Below are 17,159 nucleotides of genomic sequence, written 5' to 3'. Positions count from 1 at the left end.
TGCCATAACTGTCGCAGTTTTGGTATAATATTTATGAACTACGATCGTAGGTAAACTGAAGAGTCATAAACAGTTTTGGCATATGAAATATCTTTACAACTTACTTTTCTATTCTGCATTTTTATTAATCTTAATTCTTACAGCATCTTGTGAAGAAATTTCTACAGATAATTTTGAAGAACTCACCATTGAAGAAATTGCGACCCTTATCGATATGGAAGTCGGAGATGCACAAGCAGAAAATTTAAGTAGCTGCCAGGTAATACCAATCGGTGCAAAACCATGTGGCGGTCCCTGGGGATATCTTGTCTACTCAGAAGAGGTTAGTGATGCACAAAACCTCAAACAACTTGTAGACAGATATAACGAACTGGATGAGATCCGTATGAAAGAGGAAGGCTACGGATCAACCTGTGATTATGCAACAGAACCCACCCTCTCACTCGAGAGCGGAAGCTGTCATGGAAATGGATACGCCTGGAATCCAGGAGACATTCTTGAACGAAACAACATCAACAATTAATTATGGACCTCTCTACACTTACACTTTTTATATTTAGCAGCAGTTTGCTGCTGTTTTCCTGTGCGGCCGGTGAAAATGAAAAATCCATTGAAGAGATTGCAAAAGAGATTGATCAATTGATAGGAAATGCTGAAGCCGAATCCATCGATCAATGTGCCTTGATGCCCATTGGCTCCAAACCTGCAGGCGGTCCTTGGGGATTTCTAGTCTACTCCAAGGAATATACAGACCAGGAAAAATTGGAAAATCTTGTTGAAAAATATAACGAACTTGATGCTGCAAGAAATGAGGAATCCGGAGGATTTTCAACGGCTGATGTTGCTACTGAACCTCAAATTGCCATTAGAAATGGTTCCTGCTTTGGTGAGGGAATGTACGCCTGGAATCCCGGTGAAGTAGAGAGCAAAATGTAATTTAGTTACTCTCCTTCTCTGATGGTATAGTTAATGGTACCATTCCCAACCGATTACATTCCGCTACAATCATTTCCGTTAAATCGCTTTTAAAGAAAAATTCATACCGAATATCTACTACATAAGCTTTAACACGTAGTTTATAAACAAAATATCTGTTCTCTACTTCATTGAGTACTATAATGTCTACAGGCTTATTCAAAAAAGTGTACGAAGAGGCATAAACTGCTTTATAAGCTATCTTTTTAACCTGTTGAATGTCGACTGTGGCCGGCAGATAAATTTCTGCTACAACCTGACAATCGAGCGCACTGGAGTTAGCATTTGATACCGAATGGTTCATCAATTCCGCATTTGGTATTGAGACTATCGAATCGTCCGGAGTAACCACCCTGCATGATCTTAATCCGATATTAATTACTTCTCCGTAGTGTACACCCACCTCAATTTTATCGCCCACCTGAAAAGGACGATCCAGAATAATGATAATTCCGCCAAAGATATTCTTTAAAATATCCTGAGATGCGAAACCAACAGCTATACCCACGGATGCCCCTATTGCGATGACCGTCTCAAATGGTGGGGAAATGATACCTGCTATGATTATATATATGGCAAATGACCATATTACGATTCGACTAATCGGAGCGAGGCGCTTAATAAAGAGTCGGTAATTTGTAGCTTTTTCTGACATATTATCCAGAATAAGTGTAAGATACTTATTGATGAAATAGGTCAGAAACAGGATTATCAGTGTGTAAATCACCTTACTGATCGAGATGAGCTCACGTATTTGGGTGATTTCGTTTTGAACTTCCTCCGCTACATCTTCTCCCGTTTCTTCTGCTTGGCCGGCAGCTTGAGTTGATGCAGACTGCTCTGCGCCTGATATAGTTTGAGTCTCCACGGTTGCCTGAGGTAAAGTTGTGCTCACTTCTTCGAATTGAGCACCTGTATCTAAAGCCGAACCGGTTAAGATCAGTGCTGAGACTCCCATAAATAAGGAGAAGAAAATAAGCGCCTTAAAATGATGGAAATGTTTCATGATTCTCCTCCCTAATGAATGATATTTCTACGTTTGAGTAACCGAACAATTTGACGATAAACCAAATGATTTAAATTGTACCCATGCTCAGTATTTTGCACAATTCCTTTACTTTTCAGACGTGCAAGCATCAAACGGCTGTCTGATAAATCCTGATGCAGTGCAAATGAAACTTCCTCTTCAGTGAGAAATTCATGTAAAACCAAAGCCGATAACGTAAAAAGCACCTCCCTTGAAGGAACTTCCAGTTTATCTACATCGGCAATTTCGGTTGGAAGCTGAGTTACATACTTATCGTCAAATTCTTTAATCGACTGTAACCAAAAGATCATGGCAATCGACATGTTTCCTTCTGCAATTTTATCCAAACGACTGAAGTACTGATCATGAAGATAGGTTTGAATATCCTTATCGTTGGACATTAATTTTCTATATGACCGGCTTTTTTGTGTAGCAGCTCCAGCCTCAAACTTCAATTCATAACCGGTTGCTTTATGCCGCGATAAAATGGATTTTTCAATTGCTTCGCGATCCAGTTTATCTGTTTGTACCGTATGAGAGAAATATTGATCTGCACTAAAAACCTTAATGAAATAGTTCCATGCAAAAGCAGAACAGGTAACCATCCAAAAGAGCTGATCCCTTGTTGACGTCATAATTACCCAGAAACTCTCAATCGCTTCAAATCCATGAATATTCCTCACAAATGTATTTTGGATATCCTCAACAACTAAGATCGATCTCTTTTTCTTTCGCTTAATTTTTTGGATCAATTCATCCCTATTTTCAGTATTCTCAAACCCAAATGCATCACAAAACAATTTCAAGAGTTCTTTTTCTGTATAAATGGTTTGATCGAAATGAACAGTATTAATTTTCTGATCTTTCAAAAACTTCTGTTTCAAAACGTTAAGCGCCAGGGTTTTTCCACTTCCTCTTTCCCCGACTACTAAGAAATTTGTATCTATATTCAGAGTCCAATCTTCATAAGACTGTTCAAAAAGTGTGTATAACCCAACAGGAGGTGTATAAAATCGATCATCGATATCGAAATCAGAGCTGAATAATCGTTTATAGACAAAAGGAAAATTGAGGTGCACATCAACTTGTGCCAGATATTCAGCAAGATTTCTTTTTTCTGTAGTACTAACCGCTGCCCCTCCTTCAGAAATCCCAAGATATTTTGCTGCAAATTTCCTTACTTCCTTCAGCTTCAGAACTGCGAATCGGCGAAGTAATTCCCCTTTTTCAAGTATCTTGTAATAGATACGTTCTCCCCTTTCTTGCCAGCTGTATGCTTTCGCCTTAACCTGAAGTGCTTTATCCTGAAGTTCAAGTTCGGTGTACGATCTTGCCAGCATCGTTTCGGCAAGGGTTTGAATTGCTCCGGGAAATTTAACTTTTACAACGTTTTCATATGAATTCTGACGTTCACGAACTTTTTTAATGGCCGCTTCAAGCTGGTTTATGGCACGTTCAGCCCCACTGATGGCTATCTCAAGAACTGACTGATCTTCCTCTTTGTCCTTTTCCGACTCTTTTGCCGTAAGCAGGTTCACATCCACAATTTGAATGGCCTCTTCGGTTTCAGAAATGATCTCTTTCAGAAACGTTTCCCACTCTCTTTTTTCAGGATCCATGTCGCGAAGTGCATTTTCCTGAACATATCGAGTAGCCAGCTTCTTCCAACTCACCGTGTCCGTGGTCACCTGGGGTTTGTTTCCCTCAATCGAACGCTTCTCTGCTAGCGTAAATTGATCGGTAAAATTATAAAAACCCAGCTGCAGATCGGTAATTGTTTTTTGGATCTGATTGATGATATGACGCTGGTTTTCATCACCGGTCATCTCATTCATTAGCTTTTCAGAAAGCTCTTCCCATATATCAGATCTCAACTCTTCAACCAATTTTGATGAGAGTTTTTCCGACTTCTGTTCTTTCAGTCTACCGGCAATCTCTTTAATTTTGGTGACACCTTTCTCAAGAGGCAGGTAACAATAATCGCGAAAAAAACGGTGTGTAAAATTTAAAATCTCCCCTTTTGCGTTATCTGCAAGAAATGCGAATCTTGCAATCTCAATCTGAATGGCAAAATCGGAGTACTGAGATTTCAGATAGATCAGCCAATCTTTTTGTGATTTTTGCAACGTCACTTTTTTTGAAGCCAGTTTTGCCTCATAGTAGTCAGGCTCCAAAAGTTTGCGGTTCTCTTCTACTGTGCCGCTTTTCACAGCTATATCGTAACATTCATCCATTACTATCTGTAAAACGGAATCCTCCGGTTCTACATTTTTTAGAATGGAAATAGCCTCCTGCAGATGAGTTTCAATTTTTTCTAAAACCTGAAATTTAAATCCGGCATTCTGCTCGTTAGCCTTTGGCGGTTTTGAATCTTTATTTCCTTCTCCCTCTGCTGAACTATTTCCACCCTCTTCTTTTTCAATTTTCTTCTCAGGTTCTTTTTCCAATAATTTTGCCAGTGCATCAGCCATAACCTTAAATTCTTCGGCTAATAAATCTTCCGGCAAACCTGAAAGCCCGGTTAACTTTAACCTGATGCTTTTTCTGAGTTGTATAACCTGTTTCCAGCCTTTTTTATCTTTTTTAAACGGAGCTGAAACAATGCGAAGACCACGTTTTAGAGATTTCAAAGATTTGAGCCGAAACGAATCTTCTTCCTTTGCTTCAAAGCGATCTTCAGACTGATACTCAACTACCGTTTCGGGAAGCTCTTCTGTCAGATCATTTATCAATGTATTCCAATGATCGGACCACTGGTTTTTACCGTAATTTTCAATAACATTTTTCAGATCAGAGATATTTTTATTGAGAGTGTCTACTACTCTTTTATTTCTGAGTTCATCATCTTTTTTGATGCTCAGAATCTCCTTATATGTAGTCTGAAACCAGTTAAGCAGTTCACTTCTGAACTCCGTTCTGAACTCTGCCGTCTTAACTGTAAATTTTTCTTCAATCTGTTTATGCAGATATTCTGCAACTGATGGATAGTTTTTGTTCATTCTCACTTATACTGAAGTGTTATACTGCTCGTTTGAATTGTGATATAGTACAAAACTTTTATTTATAAAAAAGATACGCATCTACTCTTAATTTGTATTTATTATACTAAACAGCAAAATTTGATTACCTTTAGGAATCATCACACAGGCAGCATAAAATTTTGAGATTCGTTACCATGAAGAGGCATTTTCTGTTCCCTCTCTTACTGCTTTTTACCACAGGTCTGCTATTCAGTTCTGATCCGGCTTTTGCTCAAAAAGAGTTGAATAGAATTTCTATTGCAGAGCGGAGTGACGGTAAAGGTTTTGTAGTACGCTATCATTTATCAGAAATGGTGGATTCGGTAAAAGTATCACAACCATCTTCTGACCGAATTCAGCTGATTCTCTTCTCACCCGAACTTGACACCCTCGATTTCAATTCACCTCCATCTACAAGTACATTTAATGATTTTGAACTATTTCCTGCAGCCGAAGGAATGGGAGTAGAAATATCCTTGAGCGCCGGTCAGTATTTCAAAGCCAGAAGTTACACCGATCAAAATGGCCGAGATTTGCTTCTTGCTCTCGAGCGGGTATCATCATCCGAAATAGACGAAATTGCGGATGCTTCTGATGAAATTGACATGTCTCTCTATGGATACGTAAATCCAACCCGAAATAATGGGGAGGACGAAGACAATACATTCCTGCGTCTTCGCGATAATATGGATTTCAATGTTATTGTTCTGGATGCCGGGCATGGAGGACATGACCCGGGCACCGAAAACCGTTCGATGGGACTTCATGAAAAAGATATAGCCCTGGCTGTTACTCTTAAAGTTGGAGAGTATATCAAAGAACATATTCCTGATGTTGAAGTTGTATACACCCGTAATGATGACACATTTGTACCTTTAAGTGAACGTGGGCTCACAGCAACTCGAAATCGAGGTGACCTGTTTGTATCCATTCATGTAAACGCCGCACCCAATTCACCTTCGGCTCACGGAACGGAAACTTTCTTTCTGGGGCTGGCACGGAGTGAATCAGCACTTGAAGTGATGAAAAGAGAAAACAGTGTTGTTGACCTGGAAAACGGTCCGGGATCCCTTGATTTAAGTGAAGAAGAGTTACTGGTCTACGAACTAACTAATACCGGAAACCTTGCCATCAGCGAAAGAATTGCCTCAATGGTGGAAAATCAATTCAAGAACAGGGCGCAACGTCGCTCGCGAGGTGTGAAACAAGCCGGACTTGAAGCTCTATGGCACGCATCCACACCGGCTGTTCTGATTGAATTGGGTTTCTTATCCAATCCAACTGAAGCAAGATTCTTAAATAGTGAATATGGCCAGACGATCATGGCATCCGCAATATTCCGAGCTATAAGAGATTTTAAATTAGAATATGACAAAAGCATCCGAAACGACCGGGGAAATCAAGCAAGTAATGAGTGAAAAACCTCTGATCATAGGAGTAGCAGGTGGAAGTGGATCCGGTAAAACGACGGTAGTTAGTAACATCATTCAATCGATTGGCGAAAACAGAGTTCTTCTCTTACAGCACGATTCATACTACCGGGATTTAAGTCACTTGCCTTTTGAAGAGCGTACGAAACAAAATTTTGATCACCCATCTGCACTCGAAACGGAATTAATGATCCGTCATCTGGATGCACTTCGCAACGGTTATAAAATCGATATTCCGGTTTATGATTTTGTAAAACACACGCGTTCAGAAAAAACCATTACTGCACTGCCCCATCGAATCATACTTGTTGATGGTATTTTAATTTTCAGCGAACCAGAACTCCGAAAACTGATGGACATCAAACTCTTTGTAGATACAGACGGAGATGTTCGACTTCTCCGCAGATTACAACGGGATATCAACGAACGAGGCCGGGACCTGAGCGGAGTACTTAACCAGTATGAGAAATTTGTGCGCCCTATGCACCTTGAGTTTGTAGAACCAAGCAAAAGATATGCAGACATTATCATTCCAAGAGGAGGTGAAAACCTGGTAGCACTCGAGATGGTAATTGCGCTTATTGAGGGAAAACTTTCCAGTTAATCCAGCCTTTCCAAATCTTTCCAGAACATCTCCATACCATCAAACAGCAGATGTGGACGGTGGTGAACTTTCAGTGATGAATCCAGATTTTCTGACAAATAGAGAGAATCCCCACCGGTCAGAAACAAGTCCGTTTCTCCCTCAATAATTTCTAAATATTTTCGGATAAATCCATTTATAACCACCAGATAACCGCCGCTGGTTCCCCATTGAACGGATTGTTTCGTTGATTTTCCGGGCCACTGAGTAGGAATGTAATAGTCAACAGAAGGCAATTCGGGTAATTTTCTCTCCATCATTTCATGAAAGAGTTTTAAACCCGGCATAATGACTCCCCCCCTGTAAATACCTTCATTTGTCATCCAGTCTACCGTACATGCCGTTCCGGCATCAACACAAATGACATCGTGGTCCGTTACGGAAACTGCACCGTAGCAGGTTAAAAAACGATCCATGCCAAGTGTATCAGGCGTTTCATAATCGAGGCTAACTGAATCGATCAGAGAACTTGTCAAAACTTTCACATCAATGAAGTTGAGAACATCTAAAATTTTATTTAGAACGTCTTCGCGAACGGAACAAACTACCATTAAATTGATATCGGGGTATTGTTCCACCACTTCTGTCAATCCTTCAAGAGATCCGTTTGATGCCTTGAAAACAACCTCCCATTTAACTCCCTGTTTTTCTGCTAATTTGATGTGGGAGTTTCCAATATCAAGAAATAAAGTGGTCATATTTTCTGTTTTTCGGAATGATTGGTGCCGGTGATGTTTTATATTATCAAACAACAAAGTTAACGAAAAATTGATCCCGAATAATGGAATTAAAAAATAAGATCGCAATTGTAACCGGAGCCAGCAGCGGTATTGGTACAGCATTTTCAGAAAAATTAATCAGGAAAGGTGCAACTGTTTATGGGTTGGCAAGGCGACTAAACAAATTAAAAGAGATCCAAAGTAAACTTGGTGAACAGTTTATTCCGGTACAGATGGACGTCACAAAACATCAGGACGTTGAAGCGTGGGTTACTGAACAGTTTACTGATGATAAAAACCTACCTCACATTTTAGTAAACAACGCCGGACTCGCCAAGTTTGGAAATGTGGATGACCTTTCCGTTGAAGATTGGGATACAATGGTAAATACCAATCTAAATGGTATTTTTTACCTGACTCGTGTAATTGTACCCTTGATGAAACAAAATCCGAATCACTGTCATATTATCAATATTGCATCCGTTGCAGGGTTATTGGGCAATCCACAGATTTCCGGTTACAATGCCACCAAATTTGGTGTTCGCGGTTTCAGTGAAGCACTTTTCAAGGAACTTCGTTATGATAAAATTAAAGTATCAACCATGTTCCCGGGTTCCATTGCAACCGATTTCTTTGATAAAGTGGGAAGTGAAACTCATTCCAATATGATGCAGCCCGGAGACGTTGCGGATACACTGGTTCATCTTTTGGAGACACCCGACAATCTTTTGATCAACGAAGTAACCATGCGTCCGTTAAATCCTAAAAATCCAGATATTAAAGAGTGAAATTCTCATACACAGCTCTCATCCTTTCGGTTCTGATATTCACTTTTATCTCCTGTGAGAAAGAACCGGAAGTGATTAACGAAGATCTATATATCGAACTGGTTACCGAACTCTCCGTACTGAACCAAATGAACGAGCAGTTACTCGGTGAGATGACAAAACAGGAAAAACGTGAAGAGATTTTTGCTCATTACAATGTAAGTGAGAGTGAATTTAATGAAGCACATGAGTATTACCAGTCTGATATTGACGCTCAAATGAGTCGAGTTAAAATTATTCAGGACAGATTGCGAACGGAACGGGATTCTGTTCAGGCCGCGGAAAGGCGACATAGAGATGAAAATCGTATCGATCCTGATTCAATTCGGAAGCAGATCAGAAACCGTAATAATAATCCGGAGAACTAACGATCGTCGCGTTTAAAGGTAAAATGTAATTTAAATCCATTTTCAGAGTCCAGCTCATATTCTGCATGCAGCTGGACAAGCAGTGTTCGGATGATAGTCACTCCCAAACCTGTACTTGTTTCAAAAAACTCTTTTTTAAAGCCCGGGCCGTTGTCGGAATAGTAAACACGGATGATGTCCTGATCCCCAGTAATATTGATCTTGATCTCTCCCTCTTCATTGTCGTTAAAAGCATGTTTGAACGAGTTGGTTACTAATTCACTCATCAAAATTCCCAGTGGAAGAGCCTGATTAATATTTAGAGAATTTATCTGACTGTCGATATTAACATTGATATGACTATCACCGTTATTATATACATCCAGATGCTTTTTCATCAGTTTATTTAAATACTCTTCAAAAGGCACCTCCGACAGAGTATCTGAACGGTAAAGTAATTCATGGACACCTGCAATCGACTGTATTCTGTTTTGAGTTGTTTGCAGTGAATCAATCAATTTTGGATCGTCTGAATCAATTCTTTGAAGATCTATCAGGCTGGAGATAACAGCCAGATTATTTTTTACCCGGTGATGAATTTCTGATATCAGTACTTCCTTCTCTTTTAAAGCTTGCAAATTCCGCCTATTGGCCCGATAAGCTACCATCATAAAGTAGATGGTAAAGCCAAAAAGCACCGCAATCAGCATTCTAAAAAAGAGTCCCAACTGATTAAAAACAAATGACCTACCCGAGTAGAGGTTCTCATTGGCTGATAACCTCATTGTCCATTCATTATCCGAGCCACTGATAAAGTTAAGAGACTGAGTGCTGCTGTAATTTTGATCGCTCTCTACTTCGTCAATTCCATACGTGAAAAATACCTCTCCATTCTCATCCCAAATCTCCAGGTTGAATATATCTCTCCCGGCCATAATACTTTCAAATGCATCCGTAAAATCCATTCCTACCGTGAGCGAACCATGAAACTGATCGTTATAATAAAGTGGTGCATCCACTAAAAAAGCTCCGCCACCTTGTGCCAGATCGGTCCAGGGGGTCATATTGATTGACGAATCTCTCTTCATCTCTAACCACTCATCTCTTCTATAATCCAGTTCAAGGATATCTAATCCAACGGCTGGCGAATTGTTCTCAAATGGCTCAATGATTATAATTTCACCGTCAGCATCAATCCACTCAAAAAACAGGAAGTCTTCTTTTACATTTAGTAGCAGATTGGTCTCAAATTCAAAATTATTGAAGTACTCCCCTTTTGTAAACTCTACTCTGTCCTTATGATTTTCAACCAATAGTAAATTCTCATTGACAGTCTCTTCAATCAACTCTTTTAACAAACCGGCTGTTGATTCGATCGTTTGAATGCGAGCCTCTCTCAACTGATTTTGATCCTGCCTCCAGCCATAGTAGAAAATGATCAAGAGTCCCAGGACTACCGGCAACGAATATGCCAACCCTTTTTTAGAAATCGTATGCAATGGTTCCCCGATTGATTGTAGACAATATTATCTCTTACTAATTAAATGAAATATGATGGAGGAAGAAAATTTAATCAAATTAGTGATTTAAAATGGAGCCTCGTCATCACCTTCGGCACCAAAATCAATCACTACATCATCGGCTGGTTCTCCTCCCTGTGCCGCAGCTCCCTTCTCAATTTTCCAGGCTTTAACATCTGTATACCAATTTCCCTTGTACTCTCTGCTTTGAATATCAATAAATGCAGTCACCGTTTCATCCTGAACAACCGAATTTTTATCGATCTGATCACCCCACTGTGTAATACATACCTTTCGCGGATATTCTCCGGGAGTTTCAAGAATAAAATCCCGCTTTCTCCACGGACCATTTTTACCCTTTCCGGATTGCTCTTCCAATATCTTTATAACTTTTCCCGTAATATGAAGGTCCATAATCTCTTTTGGTTTATCTATTTTAAAATCAATGTAACATACTTGAGAATCGATTTACAAAATAACGGGAATTAACCGAATTTCAGAACATGCATTGCAGTTTTCATGAATTAATAAACTGATAAAACTATCTATCATGGCAAAACTCAAACTCGACCTGCACGATATTTATAATAAAGGAGATCAAATTGATCGTGAATTGGAAAACATTATTGATGAAGCCATTGAAAAAAGAATCAAAACAGTTGAAATTATTCCGGGAAAAGGATCAGGACAATTAAAAAAACGCGTTTTAAAATTTTTGGATCAAAAACACATCAAACAGAAATATCACCGGATTGACAAAGACAGTAAAAATTTTGGGAGACTGTTTGTCTACTTTAAATTTTAGCAGATATAAAAATTGATATGACAACTTGTTTTTTTGCAGATTTTCATCATTTTTGATCGATGACTTACACTTATTCTCAAAAAAATGGATGAACAGGAGCGCTTGAAATTAGCCAAAAAACGACGGCTTGAGCAAAAAAAGAAAGAAGAACTCAACAGACTAAAACGTGAGCTAAAAACCGGGGAGCAAAAAAACCGGCAACAGGAAATTAGGGAACAGCACACCGGTAAATATACCGATCGAATACTGATATTCATTGTTACCGTGGCTATACTAAATGTTTTCTACTTTTTGGTTCGGTACCTCTTTAACGTGTTTTTTGGTGTAGGTGCCGGTATGCTCGGCTTGAGTATCAGCATGCTGGATCCAATTGTACAGGTATTGATTCTGGGAGCCGGAATAATCAGCGCAGTTAGAAATCGCTCCGTTCTTGATGATATCATTGGTCGAGTTTAGACAATTTACTTTATCATACGCTGTTTATCGAAATCATCGAATCCGTCATTAAAATCATTCTATTCGCGAACGAATCTGCAAAAAACTATTTTGTCTAAGTAGAAAGAGTTCAAAGGATTCACCCTATTTGTTACTAAACTCAAAAGAAATTCAAAGGTTTGAAAAGTAAATCCAATCCACCGAATAAAAAATCGAAAAACAAAAGTCCGGATGGCAAATCCAAAAAGGAACAAAATAAAAGCCAGCGTCCAACCGGATTTATCTACTGGTTTTATCTGATCGCATTTGTTGTACTTGGCTACTGGGTTTTAACCGATGGCAACGGAATGTTTGGCACACAGCCGGAGATCGAGTACAGCACCTTTAAGGAGCAGCTTCGAAGTGATAATGTTGAACGAGTTCACATTCAGGGAAACCGGATTGATGGAATATTCAGGACTGAACAAAAACTACAGCTCACTGATTCTGATACTACATCCTATAAAAATTTCATTACTGTAATTCCATCTTTCGGAGATGAACGGTTAACGGATCTGCTTGAAGAAAACGACGTCATTATTTCCGCTGAAGCCGATTCAGATGGATTCTGGTGGTATTTTCTTGTCTTCTCCATGCCGCTCTTTTTTCTACTTCTCATCGGCTGGATGTTTTACAGACGGATGCAGATGCAGGGACGCGGTATGTTCAATATTGGAAAGAGCCAGGCCAAGCTGCAGGAGCCCGGAAAAAATAAAACTACATTTGATGATATTGCAGGAATGGATGGAGCCAAAACCGAGCTTCGCGAAATCATAGAATTTTTGAAAGACCCAAGCCGTTTTGAAGAGATTGGAGCCAAACTTCCAAAAGGCGTCCTGCTTATGGGGCCTCCCGGAACCGGTAAAACACTTCTGGCCAGAGCTGTAGCCGGTGAAGCTGAAGTTCCGTTTTATACCATCACAGGATCTGACTTTATGGAAATGTTTGTTGGTGTGGGCGCCAAACGGGTGCGCGAGATGTTTAAACAGGCAAAAGAAAAATCACCGGCCATTATTTTTATTGATGAGATCGACTCCATTGGGCGTAAACGTGGAGCGGGACTGGGCGGTGGTCATGACGAGCGCGAGCAGACACTGAATCAATTGCTTTCCGAACTCGACGGGTTTGAACCGAGTGAAAATGTAATTGTGATGGCGGCCACAAACCGGCCGGATATTTTAGATAAGGCGCTTTTAAGACCCGGTCGCTTTGACCGTCAAATCAGTGTGGATCTTCCTTCACAAAATTCAAGGCTCGAGATTCTGAAAATTCATGCCAGGAATAAATCCATTGATGAGAGTGTTGATCTCAAAAAAATTGCCAGCAGTACTCCGGGGTTCAGTGGAGCCGATTTGGAAAATCTGCTGAATGAAGCTTCTCTTTATGCGGGACGAAATAAGAGGAAAAAAATTATCATGGACGATATCGAGAATGCACGTGATAAAATCATGATGGGACTTGAGCGTGAAGGAATGCAGATAGATGATGAAGAGAAGCGAATACTCGCCTACCACGAAGCCGGCCACGCTATTGTAGCGGCCGCATTGCCAAACAGTGATCCCCTTCATAAAGTGTCTGTAATACCCAGAGGCAAAGCGATGGGAATTACCATGCAGCTTCCTGAAAAAGAGAAATACCTCTACAATAAAGAGTATTTGCTCGATCGAATGGCTGTAATAATGGGCGGACGCGCAGCCGAACAGCTAATATTTAATACAGCAACAAGTGGTGCCCAAAACGATTTAATGCAGGTAGCTAAACTCTCCCGAAAAATGGTGGTAGAGTGGGGAATGAGTGAAAAATTTGGGCACCTCGCATTTGGCGGAGACGAAGAGGACGTTTTCCTGGGGCGTGATATGACTCGCCAAAAAAGTTACAGTGACTCTACAGCTCGTGAAATTGATCAGGAGGTTCAGGTTATCTCACAAGAAGCTTATGACCGAGCTCTCAAAATTCTAAAGGAGAACAAAGAAGCATTCGATAAACTAGCAGAATTGTTGATCGAGAAAGAGGAAGTTTCAGGTGAAGAAGTTCTATCCTTGATGAAAGACGATTCGGAATAATTCGATTTTCTCCTTTCATAGGCTTTCGGTTTAAGTCTCTCTAAAATTTCTATTAAACAACTTATGGCATGATGTTGAATCGTGCCATATTCGTTTCTGACCCTGCTTTTACGGTACAATTTCTCACATTTTTACACTTTTTCACCTCAATTCGTTTTTGATTCTTTAGAAATATGATGTAACGTTCAGAATCAATGAATTTAAATGAATGAAGTACATGCTTAGCAAGTTTTACAAAAACACTTTTCTCACCTTGATATCATCCGGAGTCTCCCTGATGATTATTTTTTCGGGTTGCTCAACAACTCAGCAATCAACAACAGATTCACAAACTTCTGCTGAATCGATGGAGAGGCAACAGCAGAATCATGAGGAGATGGAAAGGATTTACTGGGAACGAATAGAACAGTCTCGTATGAATTTTACTGAGGCTGATGTGGATTTTATGACCGGAATGATCGGGCACCACTCTCAGGCCTTAATTATGTCTCGGTTAGCTCCTGAAAATGGTGCCAGCCAATCGGTACAAACTCTTGCAAGCCGAATCATCAACGCGCAGTCTGATGAAATTGCTCTTATGCAGCGTTGGTTACGCGACAGAGGGCAGCCTGTTCCTATTGTGCATATCGACGGTATCAACATGACAATCGAGATGGAACAGAGTGAAACGGATGCTGATCACGGCAATCATGATGATCACAACATGGATATGGATATGAATCATGAGGAAGATCATGATATGGATCACAATTCGGATATGATGCACGATCACAGTGGTATGCCTGGAATGCTGACTCAACAACAACTTGAAAATCTTTCAGCAGCAACCGGTAAAGAGTTTGACCGTCTTTTTCTAACCTACATGATCGAGCATCACGGTGGTGCGGTTATTATGGTTGAAGAACTATTTGCTGCAGACGGTGCAGCTTCCGACACGGAATCTTTTGAACTTGCTTCAGGTATCAACGCAGAGCAGGTTACAGAAATTGAAAGAATGAAATTAATGCTGGAAAATATAGATTAAAAACGCTACTGCCCCTGTCTAATCTTTTTACTGTGCTCTATTAATGACCACTGATCTATTCTACAGGAATCGGTATGCAGCTCTATATTTTCTAAAACGATCTCTCTAAAAACCCAAACAAACAATCCTTCAAGTATGAAACGATTACTACCCGGGATGATTCTTGCATTTGCCTCTTTGCTGGCTGTGTATAGTTGTGCATCCTCAGATATGCCTGAACAGAACGTTCAGCCTTCACTGTCTCCTATAACTGAAATTGAACAACCCAGTCCTGACCCGCGCGTAGGTCTATCCGGCGGACTCTTTGACTACGATGAAGCAATCTGGAATTTAAACCTGATTTCAGCTACTCCCCCACCGGAAGATTTTCTGGGCTCCTGGGCAACAGATTTAGCCTTTAAAGACAATTATATCATTCAGGGAAGTTATAATGGATTTATAGTTTGGGATATGACCAACCCTGCAGATCCTGAAGTAGTTGTTGATTTTCTCTGTCCGGCGTCTCAAAGTGACGTATCTGTTTACGAGAATCTTCTCTTTGTATCCGGTGAAGGTTTAGGTGGCCGACTGGATTGTGGAACGGAAGGTGTTTCTGAAACAGTCAGTGAAGAACGATTGCGTGGAATCCGAATTTTTGACATTAGCGATATTGAGAATCCGGAGTATATCTCTAACGTACAAACTTGCCGTGGTTCGCATACACACTCTGTACTAAAGGATCCTAACGACGACGAGAACGTTTATGTTTACATTTCCGGTTCTGCTCCTGTACGTCCTGAAGATGAATTACCCGGTTGTTCAAGTGCATTTCCTGATGAAGATCCTGAAAGTGCCCTTTTCCGAATTGAAGTAATTAAAGTTCCTTTGGATAACCCTGAAGAAGCAGCAATTGCAAACTCTCCTCGAATTTTTGAAGGATTGACAGCTCCTCCAACTCACGGTCCTGCACCTGAAGAACTTGCTGCAATTGAAAGAGCACGTGAAGAAGGTCGTTTCGTTGCAAACTATGACGGCTCACCGCGTGTAGTCAACAACCGGCTTGCCCAGGCTTTCCTGCAACAGATCGTTGAAGAACGTGGCGGTGAAGGCGAACCAACTGAAGCAGACAGCAGTGCGCTTCGAGATCAAGTTGATGAAATGTATGGTGAATTTATGGAAGAAAGGCTTGCTGCCCGCGGAAGAGGTGAGGATGTTGGTCCAAACCAATGCCACGATATCACACTCTTTCCGGAAGTGGGTCTTGCGGGTGGTGCTTGTGAAGGATATGGGCTTCTTTTGGATATTACCAACCCCGTGAATCCAACCCGAATTGATGCTGTAGCAGATTCAAATTTTGCTTACTGGCACTCAGCTACATTTAATAATGATGGGACAACCGTTCTATTTACTGATGAATGGGGTGGCGGTACACAGCCTAAATGTAGAGAAAGTGATCCATACGAATGGGGAGCAAATGCAATCTATGCTATTGGTGATGATGGAAAGATGGATTTTCAAAGCTACTTTAAAATGCCGGCTCCACAAACATCAGCAGAAAATTGTGTTGCACATAACGGATCTATGATTCCTGTACCGGACCGCGACATTATGGTTCAGTCTTGGTATCAAGGCGGAATCAATGTTTTTGATTTTACTGATCCGGAAAATCCTGTTGAAATTGCATTTCATGATCGCGGACCGGTCAATCCTGATCGAATTGAAACCGGTGGAAGCTGGTCAATCTATTGGTACAACGGCTATCTTGTGAGCTCAGAAATTGCTCGTGGTCTTGATATTTTGGAACTCGTTCCGAGTGATTTCCTTACTCAGAATGAAATTGATGCTGCAAATACTGTAGTTCTTGAGTACAAAAACGCTCAGGGACAACCGAAGTATGAGTGGCCTACAACCTATGCACTTGCTAAAGCTTACACCGACCAGCTGGAAAGAAATCGTGAGCTGAATATGCAAACCATTCAAATGATCCGAAACGGATTGTCTGAAGCTGAAAGTGCAGACGATTCCAGAAAATCACGTGTACTGAATGAAGTCGCTGCTTCCCTATCCAACAGAGCATCTTCATCATCAAATAGTGATAAAGTGATGGAACTGGCACGGATTATTCGTGATCTTGGTTCTGCCTCATAAGCAGAATTAATTCTTAATACTTTTAAAACCGGCATTGCATCTAAATTTTTAGATTGCGATGTCGGTTTTTTTATTACTTTTATGTTAAGAGCTTTGATAAACCATCAAATTCTGTGATTAACATTTTTGTTACAACTGTATATAAAGCAGAAGTTTAG

At 40.4% G+C, this 17,159-nt stretch carries 16 protein-coding genes; 11 read left to right on the top strand and 5 right to left on the bottom strand.

Features of this window, described 5'->3' with window-relative positions; all coding sequences use genetic code 11:
- Nucleotides 1-82 precede the first annotated feature (82 nt).
- Together CWD77_RS01370 and CWD77_RS01365 are read left to right on the top strand one after the other, a co-directional pair.
- Nucleotides 83-523, top strand: coding sequence for a hypothetical protein (locus tag CWD77_RS01370; protein ID WP_101071437.1), 441 nt, complete (start codon nucleotides 83-85; stop codon nucleotides 521-523).
- 2 nt (nucleotides 524-525) lie between these two features.
- Nucleotides 526-936 carry a hypothetical protein gene (locus tag CWD77_RS01365; protein WP_101071436.1) on the top strand — a complete coding sequence of 137 codons (411 nt, stop codon included), beginning with the start codon at nucleotides 526-528 and terminating at the stop codon, nucleotides 934-936.
- A 1-nt stretch (nucleotide 937) separates the two neighbouring features.
- Here CWD77_RS01365 and CWD77_RS01360 read toward each other — a convergent pair whose 3' ends face one another.
- Both CWD77_RS01360 and CWD77_RS01355 read right to left on the bottom strand, forming a co-directional pair.
- Nucleotides 938-1,981 (bottom strand): mechanosensitive ion channel family protein, encoded by a 1,044-nt coding sequence (locus CWD77_RS01360; protein WP_101071435.1) that lies wholly within the window; start codon nucleotides 1,979-1,981, stop codon nucleotides 938-940.
- 11 nt (nucleotides 1,982-1,992) lie between these two features.
- Nucleotides 1,993-5,001 (bottom strand): hypothetical protein, encoded by a 3,009-nt coding sequence (locus CWD77_RS01355; protein WP_101071434.1) that lies wholly within the window; start codon nucleotides 4,999-5,001, stop codon nucleotides 1,993-1,995.
- 176 nt (nucleotides 5,002-5,177) lie between these two features.
- On the opposite strand from CWD77_RS01355, the gene CWD77_RS15600 reads away from it, so the two are divergent.
- Nucleotides 5,178-6,440 carry an N-acetylmuramoyl-L-alanine amidase family protein gene (locus CWD77_RS15600; protein WP_206017923.1) on the top strand — a complete coding sequence of 421 codons (1,263 nt, stop codon included), beginning with the start codon at nucleotides 5,178-5,180 and terminating at the stop codon, nucleotides 6,438-6,440.
- Complete coding sequence (gene udk, locus CWD77_RS01345; RefSeq protein ID WP_101072902.1) at nucleotides 6,433-7,056, top strand: uridine kinase; 624 nt, start codon at nucleotides 6,433-6,435, stop codon at nucleotides 7,054-7,056. The genes CWD77_RS15600 and udk overlap by 8 nt, the downstream gene beginning before the upstream one ends.
- Here the strand turns inward: udk and CWD77_RS01340 are convergent.
- Entirely contained in the window at nucleotides 7,053-7,793 is a 741-nt protein-coding gene (locus CWD77_RS01340) for a type III pantothenate kinase (protein ID WP_165779045.1), read from the bottom strand. The two genes, udk and CWD77_RS01340, sit on opposite strands and share 4 nt — an antisense overlap.
- 83 nt (nucleotides 7,794-7,876) lie before the next feature.
- Here CWD77_RS01340 and CWD77_RS01335 point away from each other — a divergent pair, with 83 nt between their 5' ends.
- Both CWD77_RS01335 and CWD77_RS01330 read left to right on the top strand, forming a co-directional pair.
- Nucleotides 7,877-8,602: an SDR family oxidoreductase gene (locus tag CWD77_RS01335; RefSeq protein WP_101071432.1), complete on the top strand. Its 726-nt coding sequence runs from the start codon at nucleotides 7,877-7,879 to the stop codon at nucleotides 8,600-8,602.
- Complete coding sequence (locus tag CWD77_RS01330; protein WP_101071431.1) at nucleotides 8,599-9,009, top strand: DUF4296 domain-containing protein; 411 nt, start codon at nucleotides 8,599-8,601, stop codon at nucleotides 9,007-9,009. Before CWD77_RS01335 ends, CWD77_RS01330 begins: the two co-directional genes overlap by 4 nt.
- On the opposite strand, the gene CWD77_RS01325 is transcribed toward CWD77_RS01330, so the two are convergent.
- Nucleotides 9,006-10,487: a histidine kinase dimerization/phosphoacceptor domain -containing protein gene (locus CWD77_RS01325; protein WP_101071430.1), complete on the bottom strand. Its 1,482-nt coding sequence runs from the start codon at nucleotides 10,485-10,487 to the stop codon at nucleotides 9,006-9,008. The genes CWD77_RS01330 and CWD77_RS01325 overlap by 4 nt on opposite strands.
- A gap of 87 nt (nucleotides 10,488-10,574) precedes the next feature.
- On the bottom strand, nucleotides 10,575-10,922 hold the full coding sequence (locus CWD77_RS01320; protein ID WP_101071429.1) for a DUF3127 domain-containing protein: 348 nt from the start codon (nucleotides 10,920-10,922) through the stop codon (nucleotides 10,575-10,577).
- A 136-nt stretch (nucleotides 10,923-11,058) separates the two neighbouring features.
- On the opposite strand from CWD77_RS01320, the gene CWD77_RS01315 reads away from it, so the two are divergent.
- The 5 genes from CWD77_RS01315 (at nucleotide 11,059) to CWD77_RS01295 (ending at nucleotide 17,001) form a co-directional block, all read left to right on the top strand.
- A complete protein-coding gene (locus CWD77_RS01315) occupies nucleotides 11,059-11,313 on the top strand; it encodes a Smr/MutS family protein (protein ID WP_101071428.1) in 255 nt (84 codons plus the stop codon).
- 84 nt (nucleotides 11,314-11,397) lie between these two features.
- Nucleotides 11,398-11,769, top strand: coding sequence for a hypothetical protein (locus CWD77_RS01310; RefSeq protein ID WP_101071427.1), 372 nt, complete (start codon nucleotides 11,398-11,400; stop codon nucleotides 11,767-11,769).
- A gap of 260 nt (nucleotides 11,770-12,029) precedes the next feature.
- The gene (ftsH, locus tag CWD77_RS01305; protein ID WP_420821208.1) at nucleotides 12,030-13,850 is read left to right on the top strand and encodes an ATP-dependent zinc metalloprotease FtsH; all 1,821 of its coding nucleotides are present in this window, start codon (nucleotides 12,030-12,032) and stop codon (nucleotides 13,848-13,850) included.
- A 217-nt stretch (nucleotides 13,851-14,067) separates the two neighbouring features.
- Nucleotides 14,068-14,874: a DUF305 domain-containing protein gene (locus tag CWD77_RS01300; RefSeq protein ID WP_240596593.1), complete on the top strand. Its 807-nt coding sequence runs from the start codon at nucleotides 14,068-14,070 to the stop codon at nucleotides 14,872-14,874.
- A gap of 135 nt (nucleotides 14,875-15,009) precedes the next feature.
- The gene (locus tag CWD77_RS01295; RefSeq protein ID WP_133120143.1) at nucleotides 15,010-17,001 is read left to right on the top strand and encodes an LVIVD repeat-containing protein; all 1,992 of its coding nucleotides are present in this window, start codon (nucleotides 15,010-15,012) and stop codon (nucleotides 16,999-17,001) included.
- Nucleotides 17,002-17,159: the final 158 nt, after the last annotated feature.

The organism is Rhodohalobacter barkolensis (genome assembly GCF_002834295.1).
Classification (GTDB): Bacteria; Bacteroidota; Rhodothermia; order Balneolales; family Balneolaceae; genus Rhodohalobacter; species Rhodohalobacter barkolensis.
Note: the sequence above shows the minus strand (reverse complement) of the source record. Positions and strands in the feature narration are given on the sequence as shown.